This window comes from Acinetobacter sp. YH12142, assembly GCF_013418435.1.
GTDB lineage: Bacteria > Pseudomonadota > Gammaproteobacteria > Pseudomonadales > Moraxellaceae > Acinetobacter > Acinetobacter amyesii.
In genome coordinates, this window is sequence record NZ_VPCB01000013.1 from 15,955 (window position 1) to 35,557 (window position 19,603).

19 protein-coding genes are annotated in these 19,603 nt (G+C 39.6%); 10 read left to right on the plus strand and 9 right to left on the minus strand.

Features of this window, described 5'->3' with window-relative positions; all coding sequences use genetic code 11:
* Nucleotides 1-3: 3 nt before the first annotated feature.
* Nucleotides 4-780: a dioxygenase gene (locus FTU77_RS11040; protein ID WP_180055791.1), complete on the plus strand. Its 777-nt coding sequence runs from the start codon at nt 4-6 to the stop codon at nt 778-780.
* 168 nt (nt 781-948) lie between these two features.
* A complete protein-coding gene (locus tag FTU77_RS11045) occupies nt 949-1,725 on the plus strand; it encodes an META and DUF4377 domain-containing protein (RefSeq protein ID WP_180040690.1) in 777 nt (258 codons plus the stop codon).
* A gap of 621 nt (nt 1,726-2,346) precedes the next feature.
* Here FTU77_RS11045 and gdhA read toward each other — a convergent pair.
* A complete protein-coding gene (gdhA, locus tag FTU77_RS11050) occupies nt 2,347-3,693 on the minus strand; it encodes an NADP-specific glutamate dehydrogenase (RefSeq protein WP_373685822.1) in 1,347 nt (448 codons plus the stop codon).
* 330 nt (nt 3,694-4,023) lie between these two features.
* Here gdhA and FTU77_RS11055 point away from each other — a divergent pair, with 330 nt between their 5' ends.
* Together FTU77_RS11055 and nth are read left to right on the plus strand one after the other, a co-directional pair.
* Nucleotides 4,024-4,818 carry an RnfABCDGE type electron transport complex subunit B gene (locus FTU77_RS11055; RefSeq protein WP_180055793.1) on the plus strand — a complete coding sequence of 265 codons (795 nt, stop codon included), beginning with the start codon at nt 4,024-4,026 and terminating at the stop codon, nt 4,816-4,818.
* Nucleotides 4,819-4,820: 2 nt separating this feature from the next.
* Entirely contained in the window at nt 4,821-5,510 is a 690-nt protein-coding gene (gene nth / locus FTU77_RS11060) for an endonuclease III (protein ID WP_180020700.1), read from the plus strand.
* A gap of 56 nt (nt 5,511-5,566) precedes the next feature.
* On the opposite strand, the gene FTU77_RS11065 is transcribed toward nth, so the two are convergent.
* The 4 genes from FTU77_RS11065 to FTU77_RS11080 form a co-directional block, all read right to left on the minus strand.
* Entirely contained in the window at nt 5,567-5,764 is a 198-nt protein-coding gene (locus tag FTU77_RS11065) for a hypothetical protein (protein ID WP_180055794.1), read from the minus strand.
* Between the two features lie 86 nt (nt 5,765-5,850).
* Nucleotides 5,851-6,510, minus strand: coding sequence for an adenylate kinase (gene adk / locus FTU77_RS11070; RefSeq protein WP_078189866.1), 660 nt, complete (start codon nt 6,508-6,510; stop codon nt 5,851-5,853).
* Between the two features lie 84 nt (nt 6,511-6,594).
* A complete protein-coding gene (locus FTU77_RS11075) occupies nt 6,595-7,911 on the minus strand; it encodes a hypothetical protein (RefSeq protein ID WP_078189867.1) in 1,317 nt (438 codons plus the stop codon).
* Nucleotides 7,912-7,975: 64 nt separating this feature from the next.
* Nucleotides 7,976-8,494 (minus strand): hypothetical protein, encoded by a 519-nt coding sequence (locus FTU77_RS11080; protein WP_180055795.1) that lies wholly within the window; start codon nt 8,492-8,494, stop codon nt 7,976-7,978.
* A 234-nt stretch (nt 8,495-8,728) separates the two neighbouring features.
* On the opposite strand from FTU77_RS11080, the gene mrdA reads away from it, so the two are divergent.
* Both mrdA and rsmD read left to right on the plus strand, forming a co-directional pair.
* Complete coding sequence (gene mrdA / locus FTU77_RS11085) at nt 8,729-10,771, plus strand: penicillin-binding protein 2 (RefSeq protein WP_180055796.1); 2,043 nt, start codon at nt 8,729-8,731, stop codon at nt 10,769-10,771.
* A 3-nt stretch (nt 10,772-10,774) separates the two neighbouring features.
* Nucleotides 10,775-11,326 carry a 16S rRNA (guanine(966)-N(2))-methyltransferase RsmD gene (gene rsmD / locus FTU77_RS11090; RefSeq protein WP_180055797.1) on the plus strand — a complete coding sequence of 184 codons (552 nt, stop codon included), beginning with the start codon at nt 10,775-10,777 and terminating at the stop codon, nt 11,324-11,326.
* Between the two features lie 56 nt (nt 11,327-11,382).
* Here the strand turns inward: rsmD and FTU77_RS11095 are convergent, their stop codons facing one another.
* Nucleotides 11,383-11,847 (minus strand): hypothetical protein, encoded by a 465-nt coding sequence (locus FTU77_RS11095; RefSeq protein ID WP_180055798.1) that lies wholly within the window; start codon nt 11,845-11,847, stop codon nt 11,383-11,385.
* A 199-nt stretch (nt 11,848-12,046) separates the two neighbouring features.
* Here FTU77_RS11095 and FTU77_RS11100 point away from each other — a divergent pair, with 199 nt between their 5' ends.
* Nucleotides 12,047-12,784: a sulfite exporter TauE/SafE family protein gene (locus FTU77_RS11100; protein WP_180055799.1), complete on the plus strand. Its 738-nt coding sequence runs from the start codon at nt 12,047-12,049 to the stop codon at nt 12,782-12,784.
* A gap of 191 nt (nt 12,785-12,975) precedes the next feature.
* Nucleotides 12,976-13,305, plus strand: coding sequence for a hypothetical protein (locus FTU77_RS11105; RefSeq protein WP_078189873.1), 330 nt, complete (start codon nt 12,976-12,978; stop codon nt 13,303-13,305).
* A gap of 93 nt (nt 13,306-13,398) precedes the next feature.
* Here FTU77_RS11105 and FTU77_RS11110 read toward each other — a convergent pair whose 3' ends face one another.
* Entirely contained in the window at nt 13,399-13,977 is a 579-nt protein-coding gene (locus FTU77_RS11110) for a 1-acyl-sn-glycerol-3-phosphate acyltransferase (RefSeq protein WP_171262613.1), read from the minus strand.
* Nucleotides 13,978-14,257: 280 nt separating this feature from the next.
* On the opposite strand from FTU77_RS11110, the gene FTU77_RS11115 reads away from it, so the two are divergent.
* Nucleotides 14,258-14,740, plus strand: coding sequence for a copper resistance protein NlpE (locus FTU77_RS11115; protein WP_180055800.1), 483 nt, complete (start codon nt 14,258-14,260; stop codon nt 14,738-14,740).
* 95 nt (nt 14,741-14,835) lie between these two features.
* On the opposite strand, the gene FTU77_RS11120 is transcribed toward FTU77_RS11115, so the two are convergent.
* Entirely contained in the window at nt 14,836-16,626 is a 1,791-nt protein-coding gene (locus tag FTU77_RS11120; protein ID WP_180055801.1) for a YadA C-terminal domain-containing protein, read from the minus strand.
* Between the two features lie 510 nt (nt 16,627-17,136).
* Between FTU77_RS11120 and FTU77_RS11125 the strand changes: the two genes are divergently transcribed.
* Nucleotides 17,137-17,511, plus strand: a complete 375-nt coding sequence (locus tag FTU77_RS11125; protein WP_180024135.1) for a hypothetical protein — start codon at nt 17,137-17,139, stop codon at nt 17,509-17,511.
* Between the two features lie 430 nt (nt 17,512-17,941).
* Here the strand turns inward: FTU77_RS11125 and groL are convergent, their stop codons facing one another.
* A complete protein-coding gene (groL, locus tag FTU77_RS11130) occupies nt 17,942-19,576 on the minus strand; it encodes a chaperonin GroEL (protein WP_078192965.1) in 1,635 nt (544 codons plus the stop codon).
* Nucleotides 19,577-19,603: the final 27 nt, after the last annotated feature.

Here is a 19,603-nt window from a genome sequence, read left to right on the forward strand (position 1 = left end):
GCGATGAATTTACATACACTTCCAGGTTTATTTATTTCCCATGGCTCACCTATGCTTGCCATCAATCCTGAGCAAGTCGGTCCTGCGTTGGAACGTTTAAGCCTGAATCTTCCAAAACCGGAAGCCATTATTATCATGTCCGCACATTGGGAAAGTAACGCACTAGAAGTAAGTACCAGTGCCCGTCCTGAAACTTGGCATGACTTCCGTGGTTTCCCTGCGGAACTTTATGATATTCGTTATCCAGCACCGGGTAACCCAGAGCTTGCAGAAGAAATTCTTCATTTACTTGCCAATGCAGGATTATCGGCACATGCCAACAGCACTCGTCCACGTGATCATGGCGTTTGGATGCCGTTGTTGCATATGTATCCTGATGCAGACATTCCTGTGATTGAAATATCGCTGCCGATGACTATGTCTGCGCAAGAGATCTATAAAATTGGACAAACGCTCGCACCTTTACGTGACAAGCAAATCCTGTTGATTGGATCGGGCAGTATTACTCATAACTTACGTGAATTGGCTTGGGATGGACGTGCAGCAACCGTGCCTGAGTGGGCATCTACATTCCGTAATTTTGTGGTCAATAAGCTCACTCATCAAGATTTTGATGCAGTTCTCGATTGGCAAAATATCCCGTTTGTACAACGCAACCATCCGACCATTGAACATTTTGCACCCATCTTCTTTGCGATGGGTGCAGGCCCCCGCTTCTCTATTGTTCACAGTAGCTTTAGTATGGGTTCGCTGGGTATGGATATTTATCGTTTTGATTAAACGTGAAATAAACTTGATAGCTTGACTTATTCATAATTTATATTAATAAGTTAACAAATTATTATTTATGGATACATTTTGCTACTTATTTGAGCTGAATGTATTCATATTCTTTTAAAATGAATGGGTTATGCTACAGGCTGAAATTCACTTAGAACAGTTAGCGTAATGAAATTAAAATATTTAGCGATCGCCCTCTTCCCTTTAGTCCTTGCAGCATGTCAATCAAGCGATATCCAAAAAGCTGGAGATTTAGCCGTGAGCGTATTACAACAACAAAATGCTGATAAAACTTTAGCTTCATATCAATGGAGCACCACCACTGAAAATGCACCAAAACCTTTGGTTTTAAATTTTCTAGAAAATGGCACTTTGGGTATTTCAACCAGCTGTAATAGCATGTCAACCCAATGGAAAGTGGAACACAATACACTTGTAACAGGCAACATTGCATCTACCATGATGGCATGTCCTGATAATGCGATGAAACAAGAAGGACTTGCATCTTCACTCTTTAGTGACCGTAAAGCACCTTTTGTTTTAAATACCACAGATCCACAAAATCCAACGTTAACGATTATTTCTGCAACAGGTGAGAAACTGGTTTTCACTGGAAAATTAACACCTGAAACCCAGTACAACTCACAAGGCGAAACAATTTTCCTTGAAGTCAGCCCTGAAACCAAACAATGTACAGGTGTTGCTCCACAAACTTGCTTACAAGTACGTGAAGTGAAGTACGATGAAAAAGGCTTAAAAACACAAGTTGATAAAGACTGGACTTTATTTTACGATCAAATTGAAGGCTTTAAGCACACTCCTGCAGAACGCCAAATTATTCGCGTAAAACGTTTTGAACGTAAAAACCCTGCTGCTGACCAATCAAAATATGCCTATATTTTTGATATGTCAGTCGAACGTGAAGCCGTAAAAGGTACGTTGTAAGTTACAGCCGATAAAAAACCGAGGTCATCGCCTCGGTTTTTTTATATCTTCACAACTGCAAACGCTAATCAGCCGTGCAAAGTTTTCAAATCACGATGTAATGTTCAGCCAATGCTTTAGCGATGTAAATTTAAAGCTACTACAAAAGCAAAATGCCCTGCCTGAATTCATCCTGAAGAATCGCAATCAACAGACCTATATTTTTAAAGGCATACAGCGAATTACTGATTTACATGATTTTGAAGCAGAACAATTAACTCAAAAGAATCGGGTCTCGTAAAGAATAACGCTCCCCCCAAACCACACTCAAATTAACGATGGCAGTATGACATTCTTAGTGGCCGTAATTACATTGGCCACAATTATGATGTAGAAAAGCATACTTTGCGTTTTATAGGAGATGTAGGGAGTACACTGAAGTTCAGCACACAGTTACATCGGTCAGGGCTTCATTTTTAAACGTTTGCTCGACCAACCCTTAAATTTTCACTTCAGTGTTATGGATAGCGAAATCCAACTTACCCTGATGAGCACTAATTAACAATCCAATATATTCCAAACCATTAAGCCATAAAAAAACCGAGGCTTGAGCCTCGGTTTTCAGTTCAACTTACGGAGAACTTAGTAAACGCCTTGAGCAAGCATTGCATCAGCTACTTTTACGAAGCCAGCAATGTTTGCACCATTTACATAGTTCACAGTACCGTCTTCTTCAGTACCGTATTTCACGCAGTTACGGTGAATTTCTTTCATGATCGCATGAAGACGCTCGTCAACTTCCTCGAAAGTCCAACCCAAACGAATCGCGTTTTGAGACATTTCAAGACCAGAAGTTGCAACACCACCCGCATTCGATGCTTTACCTGGTGCATAAAGAATTTTCGCTTCAACGAATTTCTCAACAGCATCCAAAGTAGAAGGCATGTTTGCGCCTTCAGCAACACAGATTACACCGTTTGCAAGAAGTACAGCAGCATCATCGCCATTCAATTCATTTTGTGTTGCACATGGAAGTGCGATATCACATTTGATTGACCAAGGACGTTGACCTTCAAGGTATTCAAAACCGTGCTTAGATGCGAATTCTGAAATACGACCACGTTTTACGTTTTTAAGTTCCATTACTTCAGCAAGAAGTTCAGTTGTGAAACCATCTTTAACGTAAACAGTACCGTTAGAGTCTGAAAGTGAAACCACTTTCGCACCTAGATACATTGCTTTTTCAGCTGCATATTGTGCAACGTTACCAGAACCCGAAATAGTCACAACTTTGTTGTTGAAGCTATCACCACGAGTTTTTAGCATTTCTTCAGCAAAGTAAACTGTACCGAAACCTGTAGCTTCAGGACGTGCAAGTGAACCACCGAAAGTTAAGCCTTTACCAGTGAATACACATGCAGTGTCGTTGCTTAATTTTTTCATCATGCCGGCCATATAGCCAACTTCGCGGCCACCCACACCAATGTCACCCGCTGGGATATCAGTGTTTGAACCTAAATGACGATATAACTCGATCATCAATGCTTGGCAGAAACGCATAATTTCGCCTTCAGATTTACCCTTAGGATCGAAATCTGAACCACCTTTACCACCGCCCATAGGCAATGTAGTTAAAGCATTTTTGAAAGTTTGCTCAAAGCCTAAGAATTTTAGGATTGAAAGGTTCACTGAAGGATGGAAACGCATACCACCTTTGAATGGACCGATTGCTGAGTTGTATTGAACACGGAAAGCACGGTTAACGTGAGTTTGACCTTTGTCATCTACCCATGAAACACGGAATTGAATCGCACGTTCTGGCTCAACAAGACGCTCAAGCAGACCGTAGTCAGCATACTCTGGGTTCTTTTCAATGAAAGGCCAAAGGCTCGTCATCACTTCTTCAACAGCTTGAAGAAATTCAGGTTGATGTTCATCACGTGTTTTAACGTAGTCTAGGAAGTCGTTAAGGCTGTTATATTTCAACACTTAATCCTCAGCAGATGTATGGATCAAAATTGATCACAATTTTGATCAAAGATATATTTTGGCGCAAAATATTAAATATCTTTTGTAACTAATCAGCAATAGTTTTTTTAAAAAATCTTTAAATTCTTTAAAGAACAGCGATTTAAATTGATTATTCAGATATTTTAGTTATAAATATTATTACTTTTAGGAATGTTTTAATGAATTATTTTGCTCATTTATGATGCATCTATAGACCCATTTTTGCGCACAGCAATTCATACTGAAACATGCTAGAATTCAACGTCCTCTTTGGTTTTTCACTGCCTTCATTTGTACTCGCGACTACCCATGACTTCTGAAATTTCCCTCATCCAACAAATTGATGCCCTATTGCCACAAACTCAATGTGGACTTTGTGGACACCGAGACGGCTGCTTACCCTATGCCAAAGCCATCAGTGAAGGAGAAGAAGCCAATAAATGTATACCCGGTGGTCAACCTGTGGCAGATTCACTAGCAGCGTTATTAAATCGTCCACACTTAACAGCAGAAGCCAGCGTTTGGCCAATCCAAAGTGATGGACGCCCGCAACGGGTTAAAGCTGTGATTCGTGAGGATGAATGCATTGGTTGTACCAAATGTATCAGTGCCTGCCCTGTTGATGCCATTATTGGCTCAGGCAAATTGATGCATACGGTCTTGACGGATTTATGTACGGGCTGCGAACTCTGCATCCCACCGTGTCCAGTGGATTGTATCGACCTTGTCGAAGAGCTTGATCAAGTGCCATCTGAACCTGTTCGAATCGCAGAACAGAATGATTTACGTCGCCGCTACTATGCACATATTCAGCGTGAGGAAAAGCGCCGAATTCATCGTAAAGGCCCTATTGTACGCGCAGAAATTGATACGGAACTTTTTGCCCAATTTTCGACCCAGACAGACTCAGTACCGGTCATTGAAGTCGTAGAAAAAACAACTACGCCAGTCGTTCAACTCGATGCAAAAACCACCATTGAACTTGCAAAAATTCGTACACAAATTAAGAAATTAGAAAAACAACTGAGTGTTCGAGACGATGCAAAAAAACGTGAGTTACTCCATACGCTCACGCAACAATTAACACAACTGCAAGGGGCTTAATCATGGCTGTTAAAAACATGACTAAGAAGCAAATTCAAACTTTTTTTGAACGCTTACGTGAGCAACGCCCCAACCCGAAAACTGAACTCAATTATAGTAGTCCATTTGAACTTTTAGTGGCTGTTACCCTATCTGCTCAGGCCACAGATGTCAGTGTCAACAAAGCCACAGATAAACTTTTTCCAGTAGCAAATACTCCTGAAGCTATTTATGCGTTAGGTGTTGACGGACTGAAGGAATATATCAAGACCATTGGCCTGTATAACTCAAAAGCGGAAAATGTCATTAAAGCCTGCAAGATTCTCATTGAGAAGCACAACAGCATCGTTCCGAATAATCGTGCAGATTTGGAAGCCTTACCCGGTGTCGGTCGTAAAACTGCAAATGTGGTGCTGAATACTGCTTTTGGTCAACCGACCATGGCCGTTGATACACATATTTTTCGTTTAGGTAATCGTACAGGATTGGCTGTCGGCAAAAATGTTCTGGAAGTCGAACACCGACTCGTCAAAGTGATTCCTAAAGAATTTATCGTCGATTCACATCATTGGCTGATTTTACATGGACGCTATTGTTGTATTGCCCGCAAACCCAAATGCGATGAATGTATCGTGTCTGATGTATGTAATTGGAATGATAAGTATGAGTTTGGTGCATTAAGACCGATTAAAACCACCCAAATTGAAGATTAATCTCTTCAATTTCGGGCTAGATGGAATTTGTAAGAATCAATTGATCAAATTGATGATTAATTTTTATCTTGTTCTTTCTGTTTTTTATCAAACTCTTGCTGCAGCTTTGGATGTAAGCGATATTGCTTAGGGTTCAGTTTAGCTTGCTCTGCTTCTTCCACTTGCACCTTACGCAAAATTTTAAAGCTGACAAATAATAAGCCCAATAACACCGCCACAGCGATGATGACCATTATAACCAAAGCAAATTTCATAACAGATTCGCCCTAAAAGCCACATAAAAAAAGAGCCCCACTATGCAGTAGGACTCTTTGATTGTCAAAAATTCAAAAAAGCTGAATTATTTAGACTGATCTAAAATCGCGAACAAATCAGTTTGAACTTGATCGATTGGACGAAGACCATTTAATTTGTCATAAGTCGGTGCGTTTTCGCCAGAAGCTGCACGACCTTGGTAGAAACCAACCAATTGCTCAGTTTCAGCGTGGTAAGAACCTAAACGCTTACGAATTGTTGCTTCTTGGTCATCAGGACGTTGAACAAGATCTTCACCAGTTTCGTCATCTTTACCTTCCACTTTTGGCGGGTTGTAAACGGTGTGATATACACGACCAGATGCTGGGTGTTGACGACGACCAGATAAACGTTGAACGATTTCTTCGTCAGGTACATCGATTTCAATTACGTGATCGATGCTGATACCTTCGTTTTCAAGCGCTTCAGCTTGTGGAATCGTACGTGGGAAACCGTCAAAAATGCAGCCGTTGACACAGTCAGGTTGAGCAATGCGTTCTTTAACAAGACCAATAATAAGCTCATCAGATACAAGGCCGCCATTGTCCATGACGCTTTTAGCTTGTAGACCTAATTCAGTACCTTCACGAATCGCAGCACGGAGCATATCACCGGTTGAAATTTGTGGGATATCGTAGCGCTTACAGATCAACTGAGCTTGTGTACCTTTACCTGCTCCAGGTGGTCCGAGTAATATAATGCGCATAAAAAAACATCCTCATTTTAAACATTGTATATGACGCTATGTAGTGATCTGAACCCAAGATTCAGATCGTCTTCCAGCATCTAATTATAAGAAAGCCACAAACAAATGTATTGTACCCGCGATAAAACCGGTTACACCACCCAAGACAATTAAAATCCATTCGTCTTCCTGAAATGCAGGACGTAATAGATTTTGAAATTCTTTCGGTGTTAGCTCACGAATACGGTCTCTAAACATTTGAAAGATTTTCTGTGCACGGCTCGCATTAAACGCAGGGTCGCATACAGGCACCATCGTAATTTCAATTGAGCGATCGATCAAGTCTGTCTTGAGTTTTGCGTACTCTTTTGGACCTAAAGACAACTGTAATGAGGTACGAACCAGTGGAGATTCCATAATTTCATTAATATGACGTTTCACAATGCGACGAGTCTTATCTTTCTTCCCGCCATACATCATTTCGGTCATGATAGATTTTAACGTAATTAGGTCTTCTGTGACTACACTTGCGAATACATCTGAAACTTCTTCTTGGCGTTTCATAAATGCCCCTTGAACATTGTACGTTCCAATACGTGGAATCACAGGTTTAATCCAAGGGAATTTACGATCTTTAGTTAATTCAAATAATTGCAAATACTTAACAGGGTGCGGCTCTATTGGATTAAATACCATCCAGATGGCAATCCAGTTGGTCAAAAAGCCCCAGATTGCGGCCCAAAATGGAACCGTCCAATGCCATGGCACCACAAACCAAACAACCATCTGGAAGATACCAAAGAACATCCCAATCAAGGCACTAATATGCCAAATAAAGTTGATTTCTTTCTGGCCAACTTTAAGGAACATCCGCACCATCAAGAGACGATCCGCTTCCATTTGACTCACCACCATTTCTCGCATGTCAACAAGTGACTCTACGTTCATGGTCAGTTCGGTCACGAGTTCTTTTAAGGTATTTGGCAGCTGTTTATGTGCTTGGGCATAAATACGGCGTTTAATCGAATACGGTAAGTTTTCCCAAAGCACCGCATTTCGGTCTAGCATGACTTCATCAATCAAATGCTCAAGTTCAAAGCCAACTTGTTCACCAATGATGCGCGCCATGTCCTCAGGATCCATTGCATCCAAAAACTCACGTAAGGAACCCAATTTAGACAATGTATTATCCGTAATAATGCCAGAAATACGTCCAGCTTTTCTTGGCACAATCCCCTGCCATCCTACGGGTAATGGACCTAAATGGAATCCCCAGAAAGTAATCGGGTAAAACACCATTTTCAGTGCCATCCAAACGTGTGCCCAGGTAACGAATGCGGTAACGGGGATAATACTCAGCACAGCCCAAAAATCGGGACGTTGCAAAAAGGTTTGCCACAATTCGTTAACGTACTCAAGCATGCATAACTTCCATATTTAATTTTATTCAGTGAGTGCGGTTATAAAATAAAGTTGATTATTTTCACTACAAACCAAAACTTAAAGTATATGAGATTTGTAGTCTCGGTTCGGTTTCCACAATCACATTACCTGATTTGTCTTCTAATTTTTCACCCGCACCCAAGCCTACACTAAACGTACTAATACGCTCGGCACTCAACATCACATAAGCAAGATCGATACCACCACCTAAACGCGCTTCATCTTCATCATCTACTTTCTTGGAGTCGATGTGGCCCGCATAAGCTCCGATATAATAACCATTTTTATCTTTGCCAGTGAAATGAACGGGGTAACGAAAGCCGACTTGCCCACCAGGTGTTTTATCATCGTTCAAGAAAACACCAGCTTTTGCATAGGCAATGCCATATGGGTTTACCCACTCACCATTCACGTGAATAATTTTTTGAGTAAAACCTGCTCCAACATTCCATGGTTGATAACCCTTACCTGTTAACTTTGCCTCAGGTAAAAATGAATTGTCATTGGCATGTGCGATGCTTCCGAGCATCATAAATGCAAGCAATGGATATAATTTATTCATTGTTTTCACAAACTTCCTTAGTATTATTTTTTGGAATATTCCTTTTTTATACGTTTCGACTTTAGCAGAATAATATGAACTGTTATACACAAAGCCCCATATTTTTCATGTCTGCAAAGTCAAAATATAGACTGCAATCACAGCAGAGTCGTTTTTATTTATCAAAAAAATGTCAGTTGCGCTAGAATATGCCTCTTCCGTTATTTTAGCTCTCAGTCTTTAAGTCGAACGCGTATGAAGCAGCATTATCCTTTAAAAAATGTCCAGCAAGAAAAGCGGATTTATCGTAATCGCGTGGTGATTTCGATAGGGATTGTCTCCTTCTTTATGCTGTTGCTTGTGGCACGTTATGCATATTTGCAAATCAAGAGTTATGAGACCTTTTCAACTGCTGCAGATCAAAACCGAATTCGACTGCAACCACTTGCACCTTCTCGTGGTTATATCTATGACCGTAATGGCGTGTTATTAGCCGATAATTATCCGGTTTTCTCAGCAACCATGAGCCGTGCGGATGTTGAAGATATCGATGATACTGTTGAGCGCCTAACACCTTTATTAGAGCTTACATCTGAAGATATCGAACGCTTTAAAAGTCGAATTAAAACCTCTAAAAAGACTGAACGTGTTTCGATTAAACTGAATTTAAATGAAAATGATATCGCCCGTTTTAGTGAGGTGAAATATCAATTTCCGGGTGTCAATATAGAGACCCAAATGACTCGCTACTATCCACATGGCGAACTGTTTGCCCATGTGATTGGCTACGTAGGTCGTATTAATGACAAAGAACTAAAAACGATTGATAAAGATTTATACGCTGGCTCAAACCTAATCGGTAAAATTGGCGTTGAAAAATCATACGAAGAACTTTTACACGGTATGCCGGGAAATGAGTCGGTTGAAGCCGATGCCTTTGGTAATGTGTTACGTCATCTAGGTCGTAAAGATCCGATTCGTGGTAATGACTTATATTTATCCCTAGATTATGGACTGCAAATGGTCGCTTCAGAGCAGCTTGCAGATCGACGTGGTGCAATTGTGGCGATTGACCCACGTACTGGAGAAATTCTTGCTCTTGTGTCCAGTCCTAGTTTTAACCCCAATTTATTTGTTACTGGCATTAGCAGTAAAGATTATTCTGAACTGCGTGATAGCCTCGATCAACCTTTATATAACCGTGCTGTACAAGGGGCTTATCCTCCAGGTTCAACGATCAAACCGATGTTTGGTCTGGGTGGTATTCATTATGGTCTAGTGGACTGGAGTACTGCCATTTCAGATCCGGGCTATTTCACGCTTCCGGGTGACAGCCATCGTTTCCGTGACCACAAAAAAACTGGTCATGGCTCAGTCAATTTACACAAAGCCCAAGTCGTTTCCTGCGATACCTATTTCTATGTCTTGTCCTATCGTATGGGCATTGAAAAAATGAATACGTGGATGCGTCAGTTTGGCTTCGGTGAAAAAACCGGTGTAGATTTACCAAGTGAAAGCACTGGGCTATATCCAAATCCTGAATGGAAACTTCGCACACGGAAGTCCAACTGGCTCAAAGGTGAAACCATTTCTGTCAGTATTGGTCAGGGTGCTTTTACTGCAACACCATTACAACTGGCGATGGCGACTGCCATTACTGCCAATCAAGGCTCTCATGTTACACCTCACGTTCTGCGTGAGAGTAAAGGTGCTAAAGTTCACAAAGTCCATAACGCCCCGAATGGTCGCATTCAATTTAATGGTAAGCCAGATGATTGGATCAAAATGCGTGATGCCATGATTGATGTGGTTCAAACAGGAACAGGTCGTGGTATTCGTACCCCAATGTATCAAATAGCAGGTAAAACAGGGACCGCACAGGTTAAAAGTATTGCCCAAGGTAAACGTTATAACGAGTCCTTATTGACAGAGCGTCAGCTTGACCATGGTTTATTTGTTGGTTTTGCCCCTGCGGAAAAACCTGAAATTGCGATTGCAGTCGTTTGGGAAAATGGTCGTCACGGTGGTTCTGCTGCTCAAATTGCTAAACCAATGTTTGACTACTGGTTATTAACACGTAAAAAGAATCCAATTCGTCCTGCAGGCCATCAAATTAGCGGTGGTCTCATGACTGCGGGTCTAAAACCGAGTGAGTTACCAAGCGGCTCTAATATTTTATCAGCCGATCCAAATGCGAGCCCAACAGCTCAGCAGAACAACAGTGCCACTCAACAACCGAATACTGCAAATACAACACCTCGTGCTGCCAGTGCCGCACATACAACCGATGAGGAATAATTCATGAAAAATCAATTAAGAATCATTGGTGGTGAATGGAAGCGTCGTCAATTACCTTTTGCCAGTATTGACGGTTTACGCCCTACACCTGACCGTGTCCGCGAGACATTATTTAACTGGCTCATGTGGGATGTTCAAAATGCCAAAGTCCTCGACCTCTGTACAGGTTCAGGTGCTTTGTCATTTGAAGCACTCTCGCGTGGTGCAGCAGAAGCTGTTTTAATTGAACCTGATCGCACCCAAGCGAAATTCCTCATGGACAATTTAGAACTCCTAAGGGTCAGTAAACAACGTGTGCAACTCAAAAACATGACGGCTCAACAAGCCATCCCTAACTTGAAAGATCAATTTGATCTGATTTTCTTAGATCCACCGTATAGTCTTGATTTATGGCAAGAATTTGCTGAATTGGTCGATCCCTGCATTGCAGACAATGGTTTAATTTATATCGAAGCTGACCGTGATCTTGCTCAATTAAAACTCCCGAGCACTTGGCAGCAAATCAAACAAACCAAAGCTGGGACGGTGCGTGCAGGCTTATATAAAAAGGCTTAATGTAAATGCACACAAAAAAGGACGTCAATGCGTACTTTTTTATTACTTGAAAATCGTTAAACCTGTGGTCGAAGTGGACGCTGGCTGTTAAATCCACCTGTGGTTTTAGCTTTATCCACGGGCGTCACTTTTGGACGTTGTTGCTGTGGTTTTTGCTGCTGGGGCTTGCTTGTATTGGGTTTAGCCGAAGTCTGAGGCTTTGCGCTTGGACGCTGCACATTTGACGGATGCTGAGATGAAGAATTGTGTACATTCGGTTTATGCGCATTTGGTTTATATATATTGTCTGGACGGTTATTCGAATTCGGTCGTGGTGAGTTTGGTCGATGTTGCGGGCTATTCACTCGACCATATGAGCGGTCATAACGCTGACTTGAGTCATAGCGCTGTCCGTATGAACCACCATATTGATTTGCATAGCCATATTGATTCGAATGGTATCGGCCATCATCAAATGGCGCCACGACACACCCTGTAAATGTAACTGCAACCACAGATAGCAAAGCAACTTGTTTAAGCATGTGTAGCACTCCTCTTTGATGAAGGGCATTTTCACTTATCGAAATGAATTCAATCGGAAGTCTGTGTACATATGCTGTATTTAAACATTCATGTTTTATTCATCATTTGACATCCAATTTTGCTACATTTGCTCAGTCAGCCACATTTATATAGAAAAATTCACTACAATAGCGCCACGTATTACAAAGCTGTAATTTAATGACTTGGCTGATTTTTATTCTTGGTGCCATCTTTGCGGGATTCGTACAAGGATTAACAGGGTTTGCATTCGCCCTTATCGCAATGTCATTTTGGGTTTGGATACTCCCCCCACAAATAGCCGCACCCTTGGTGGTCTGCGCTTCAGTTTATAGCCACTTCATTTCATTATCATCAGAACGTAAAAGCATTCCGATCAATAAAAAAATCATTTATCCCTATTTAATTGCAGGAATTTTAGGTGTACCACTCGGTACCTATTTATTAGACAGCATTAATCCAGATACATTTAAATTGGTTTTGGGCGCTTTTTTAATGTTTTGGTGCCCAATTTTATTTTTTAATCCTAAATTTTCATTCATCCAAAAATCAGGGAAATGGGCGGATTCTAGTATTGGATATATTGCTGGAATCTTGGGTGGTCTTGGAGGCTTTTGTGGTGCATTACCCTCTGCATGGCTCATGCTGAAAAATACACCCAAAGCAGAACAACGCTATATTTTGCGACATTTCAATTTAGCCATTCAGCTCGTCACACTCATTAGCTATCTGCTACAAGGGATCATCCATCGTGAACATCTGCCCTATTTAGCCGTGCTGTTGGTAATTATGGCTTTTCCCGTGATTTTTGGTGCCAAACTTTTCTATCGTATTTCAGAACGCCAATTTAAGCATATCGTGTTAGGGCTATTATTTTCTTCAGGCTGCTTCTTGGTGACAATGAGTATCTTAACCTGATGACTCAAAACCTAAAGATATTTTGTCCAAATCATTCTAGAAAAACCCCTTCTCAGTTAGATATTCACATCTTGTAACAATGACACAGTTCACATTTAAATAAAAATTAGCCAAATGGTAAAAAAGTAATTAATTTTTCTGACGAAAATTAATAGAATATTGCACCTCATAATTTTGCTTAAAATAAAACCATGAAAAAGTTCATCCTGCTTGCAGGTGTAACTCTGCTTAGCGGCTGTATGTTTGGCACGTCCAGCGAAATTAAAAAAGCTGAAAAACTACTCTCACATTTTCAATGCAATAATATTGAAAGTTCACATATGACTCATAGCTCGATTACAAGTTTTCATGAAGAAAAACTGGCATCAAGTAAACAAAAGGTCGTGTCATATATCGACAGCTATAAAGAAGGCGAAAAATTATTTCGTATCCCGCTCATTGATGTAGTTGATCAGCAATACATTATTTATAAGGCGGCATGTCAAAATCTGGGCGGTATCCATCCCGACTTTAATGATTAAAATCAATATAAAAATCTAAACAGAAGAATCTAAATAGAAGAATCTAAACATAAAAAAGGACAGCCGATGCTGTCCTTTTTTTGGATTGTTGGATTAGTGATAGCGTGTATCGACACTGAATTTTTCAGGAAATTTGGCATGTATTTGCGCGTAAAAATCCATGATTTCAGCCATATCTTTTTCATAATCGCCTGTAGGATAAACAATTTTACCCACCCCAGTCTTTTTCTGCGCATAGTCCATATAGGCTAAAGCAATCGGCACACCCGCTTGCATAGCAACATGGTAAAAACCAGTTTTCCACTTCTCTTGTTTGGCGCGTGTCCCTTCTGGCGTCACCAACATGACCAATTTTGGATGATGCTTGAACAAGTCAGCCATCAGCTCAACCATACTTTGACGAGCTTCACCATCTTGTTTTGGACGTCGATTAATACCAATTCCGCCCATGGCACGTACAAAAGGCCCAAACGGGAATTTCATATAACTGTCTTTAATCGTGATACGAACATTAACCCCTAAAGCTTTCAGGGCAAGGCGTGCATAAAGTGCATCCCAATTACTGGTATGTGGCGCTGCAATCATGACACATTGGTCGATATTTAAATCCCAATGGTTATCAATTTGCCACCCCATTAAGTTCAGACTTTTTTCCGCTGTTTTTTCAAACACAATTTGCACCGACAGTTTTTTCTATGCCACAGAGTTTAACAACGCAAAATAATTATAAAAGCCTATATTGTTCAGTAATCCACCAATTAATATATAAATGTCCTTTAGCGTTCACTTTTAGGTAAATCACCAATATTTCACTATTTACGAATTTTAAAAATCAAATGTCTGTTTTGATGTATTAACCAAACACACAATTGTTAACAAGAATAGGCTATTTTTCTTGCGCAATAAAAGCCACGCTTAGCATTATATTGGGTACGTACGGTGTATAAATCTCATGAAAAAACTAATGCTCGCTCTCTGTATGGTCAGTGCAACCTTAACGGCATGTTCAAAGACTAGCAATGATTCTGAAACTGCGACACCACCAGATAATAACGTCATTGCCAATACCGACGCTGCCTCAGAAAGCCCGATTGCCACAGGTGATAACACCGAAAATGCACTTGATTGGGCGGGTGAATATAAAGGAATTCTGCCTTGCCATGATTGCAAAGGAATTGAAACCGAACTTGAACTTAAACTTGATAAGAGCTATGAACTCAGCCAAGAGTTTTTAGGTAAAGCTGCAAACACTGAAAATAAAGTGAAAGGCAGTTTTAAGTTTTTGCCAGATCAACCTGGGATGATTCAACTTGATGCCCAAGGCGACAATCGAATTTATTTTGTAGGCGAAAACTTTATTGAGCTTCGTGGTGATAAAGGTGAAAAATTGGAAATGCCTGAATTTAATTTCCAGCTCACTAAAAAGCTTGATTAGCGTTTTTATTTAACATTTGTAGTCATATGTTAGTCATAAAAAATCCCCGCAAAAGCGGGGATTTTTTGTTTAATCCAAATGTATTAACGGGTTAATTATTTACCGCCAAATACATAAGAAAGACCTACACGACCACCAACTTCGCTACCACCAGCAACACCGATTGCAGCGCTAAGTGAAGTACGGCCATCAGCAAATACGCTTGCAACACCTAGAGCACCTGCAGATTCACCTTCGTAGTGACCAACACCACCAAATACTGCAAATTGACCTGCACCAATGTTAGGAATTTGTTGTTGAGCAGCTAAAGCAATTGCAACACCACGGTAAGCTGTTTTCTCTACGTCATCAATACGGCTGTTCAATTGGTCAACACGGCTGTTTAAACCAGCTGCAACAGTATTGAACTGAGTTAAACGCTCATCAACTTGTACGATTTTTTGGTCAACTTCAGCAACTTTAGCATCAATAGCTTCTGTTGCACCTGCTACAGCACCATCAACAGAAGATTTGATGTTGTCAACAATACTTACGCCATTGATACGGAAATCACCAGAGTCAACATAGTCAGCAGTGATTTTTGTTGTTGCAGTAGTTTGCTTACCTTCTGAATCAACAGTCGTTTTCTTAACTTCAACGCCATAAACGTTTTGGTCATCTACTTTATTAATCACACCAGTTGAAACTGATTGAGTAGTTTTGATAGTAGCCTCACCAACGTTTTCATTAGCGACTGCAGTAGCACCAGTAGCACCAGTAGTTTTTACAATACCTGCTTGAAGTTTAGATTTATCTACAGATGTAACCGATTCGCTATAAGTTACATTTTTATTAGTAATTGTATTATGAACAACTGCTTGTTCAAATTTACCAGTTGTATATGTTGCTGTACCTGTACGAGTTGGTAATAAATCAGCTACATCTGCTGCTGTTACATCAGCAACTCCTGCCAGTGTATAATTACCATCAGCATTTTCAGTTGCTGCATAGAATTTTGAAGCAACTTCATTGCCAGCGTCATCATTATAAACTTCAAGAATTGTACGACTACCAATAGTATATTGACGAGTTTTTAATGTCGAACTATTTGCTGCACCTACTTGTTTTTCATTTGTAATAACACTGCCGTCATACTGAAGAGTGCCTAAGCTAAGATCAGCTAATGCAATACCATTACCTGTTAATGCAACAAAATTGTTGCCATCTTTAGCACTTACACCATAAATATTTTTAGATACATCTAAAGGCTGACCAGTTACGGCATCATATGCACCAGTATTTCCAATAATACCTGAGTTTACATATTTAGAATTTGAAGTACCTGGAACGATTAGTGTACCTTTAAACTGAGTAGTAACACCTTCTGGATTAATATACGCACCTTGTAATTGTTGATTCAAACCACCAACATTACCTTGATAACCATATACTAAATGTTCATTATTAATTGCTTTTAACTCATAGCCAGTAGTTGTTGTACCAGCTGTAGAATCCATTAATTGACCGCCATTAGATAGCGTGTCAAGTAAAACATCATTACCCTTGTATTCTACTAGTTGATCATTTCCAGCAGCATCTTTAACAAATTCAAAAAAACCTTCAGATGTTTTTGAACCCAACTTTGTTACGCTAACTACTTCTTTACCAGATGCCGTTTTATAGTTAAAAATTTCATAAGTTACTTGAGAACCATTTCCAGTAACTGAACTAACAGCACCAGTCCCCAAGTCAGTCCCGCTAGTACCTTGATTAAGAACTGGTGAGAACACATAACCTGTACTATTAAACAAACCTTCAGATCGCTGGGTTGGATTTGCATTTTTTGCATTTGCACCAACTGCTAAAAATGCCAAACTTGCTGCTAAAAGTGTCTTTTGAAATTTCATACAAATTCCTTCAATTTTTATAAAAAGACTGGTAGACCCTAGGATGATGTTTACCAGCGAAACTTTTACGAATGCGTACTTATCGTCTGGAGAATCCGCAATTCATAGCCAACCGCCCCTGCGGTGCTGTGGCAATAATATACAAAATGAAACATTAATATCAATCAAAATTTGATTTATTTTTAAATAAAAAATATTTTAATTCTTTTTTTTATACAAAAAATACTATAATTTATTGTTTTTTTGATATTTTTTATATAATAAAATTAATATTAAAGAATTATATTTCCTTTAACTTTTACTCTTTAATCAATCAATATTTGATTGCTCGTAAACACGTATCGTTTATCCTCCTTACAAAAAATTACTCTTATTTATCAATAATTAGACGAAAAATGATTGTTATTTATTTGGCTATTTTCTACAATCAACATTTAAATTTACCGGACTCTTATCGACATTCTGTTACATTTAAGAGTCCTTAATTTTTGTAAGCAGAATCAATGAAATATGAGTAATCTACAAGAAAAGTTAGCTTTTAGTGAACGCTTGAAACAGGCACTAATAGATTCAAATCACCCTATTAGCCCAACTTATTTGTCAAAAGAGTTTAATCATAGATATGATGGCGCTCCTGTTTCAGTACAATCGGCAAATAATTGGTTATTAGGTAAAGCGATTCCAAATCAAGATAAACTGGCTATTCTTTCTATTTGGCTCAATGTCACTAGCCAGTGGTTACGCTTTGGCGACAACACATTAGGATCATCCAATCTTGAGTCAAATGATCAATCAGAACTTGATTATTTTTTAAAATTTCGGACATTGAATGCGAGTCAAAAACAAATCATCAAAGATTTAATTGACCAATTCATTCAGAGATAGAACTATCCTTATTCAACAATTTTAAATATTTTTTATTTTCAAGCTCGTAAAAATTAATTCTCTCTTCATAGTCACGTATTGTCTTGTAAAGCATCTGTAACTCTTTTTTACTCACGAGAATTTTTTCACAATTGGGATCGAATACTTTTGAATGTTTATTCATGCATTTTATTCGCTTACCGTCTTGATTTATCATTGCTATTCTTATAAAGAACATGTTGATAAAATCATAAATTAAAATTTTAAATATTCCAATATATAAATCATACAAATCAATAACAATTTCTTATTCTCAATATAAAGAATAAAAATGATCACATGTTTTACATTAATTTGCGTTATGTTATTCAAATAATCACATAATTACAACACACATCACAAAAAAAACCCTGCAAAATGCAGGGTTTAATTTTATCTTGCAGCAATTAGCTTACATCATACCGCCCATGCCACCCATACCGCCCATATCAGGCATAGCAGGTTTATCTTCTGGAATTTCAGTGATCATACATTCAGTTGTAAGCATTAAGCCCGCAACAGATGCAGCATGCTCAAGCGCAGAACGTGTTACTTTCGCTGGGTCAAGAATACCCATTTCTAACATATCGCCATACTCTGAAGTCGCAGCGTTATAACCGAAGTTACCTTCACCGTTTTTCACAGCATTGATTACAACTGAAGGCTCATCACCAGAGTTTGCAACGATTTGACGAAGCGGCGCTTCAATCGCACGACGTAAAATATTGATACCAACATTTTGATCATCGTTAGCACCAGACACACCTTCAAGTGCTTTTGCAGCACGTACAAGTGCAACACCACCACCTGCTACAACACCTTCTTCAACTGCAGCACGAGTTGCATGAAGTGCATCATCAACGCGATCTTTCTTCTCTTTCATTTCAACTTCAGTTGCAGCGCCGATTTTGATTACAGCAACACCGCCTGCCAATTTAGCAACGCGTTCTTGAAGTTTTTCTTTGTCGTATTCTGAAGTTGATTCTTCAATTTGAGCACGAATTTGAGTTACACGTTCAGCAATTTGCTCTGCAACACCTGCACCATCAACAATTACTGTGTTTTCTTTAGAAACAGTCACTTTATGCGCTGTACCTAAGTGCTCAAGTGTAGTTTGGTCTAAAGACATACCAACCTCTTCAGAAACTACAGTCGCGCCAGTTAAAATCGCGATGTCTTGAAGCATCGCTTTACGACGATCACCAAAACCAGGTGCTTTAACAGCACAAACTTTGATAATGCCACGCATGTTGTTTACAACAAGAGTTGCAAGTGCTTCACCTTCAACATCTTCAGCAATGATAAGAAGCGGTTTACCTGTTTTAGCAACAGCTTCAAGTACAGCAATTAATTCGCGGATGTTGCTGATTTTTTTATCAACAAGAAGAATGTATGGGTTTTCAAGTTCAGCTGTTAGTGTATCTTGCTTGTTTGCAAAGTACGGGCTGATGTAACCACGGTCAAACTGCATACCCTCTACAACATCTAGAGAATCTTCAAAGCCTGAACCCTCTTCAACTGTAATTACACCCTCTTTACCGACTTTTTCCATTGCTTGAGCAATAAGTTTACCAACAGTGGTGTCAGAGTTCGCAGAAATAGAACCTACTTGTTCAATCGCTTTAGAGTCAGATGCAGGTTTTGCAGTCGCTTTAATTTCAGCAACTACAGCTTTAACCGCGATGTCGATACCGCGTTTAAGATCCATTGGGTTCATACCCGCAGTTACTGATTTAATCCCTTCATTAAGGATTGCTTGTGCAAGAACAGTTGCAGTTGTTGTACCGTCACCCGCGATGTCGTTGGTTTTTGAAGACACTTCACGAACTAGCTGAGCGCCCATGTTTTCAAACTTATCTTTTAACGTGATTTCTTTAGCAACAGAAACACCATCTTTAGTGATGTGCGGCGCACCGAAAGAACGGTCGATGACAACGTTACGGCCTTTAGGACCTAAAGTCACTTTTACAGCATCTGCAAGTACATTTACACCCGCGATCATTTTTGAACGCGCTGAATCACCAAATTTTACGTCTTTAGCTGACATGTCTAACTCCGAATCTTTTTAAAATTT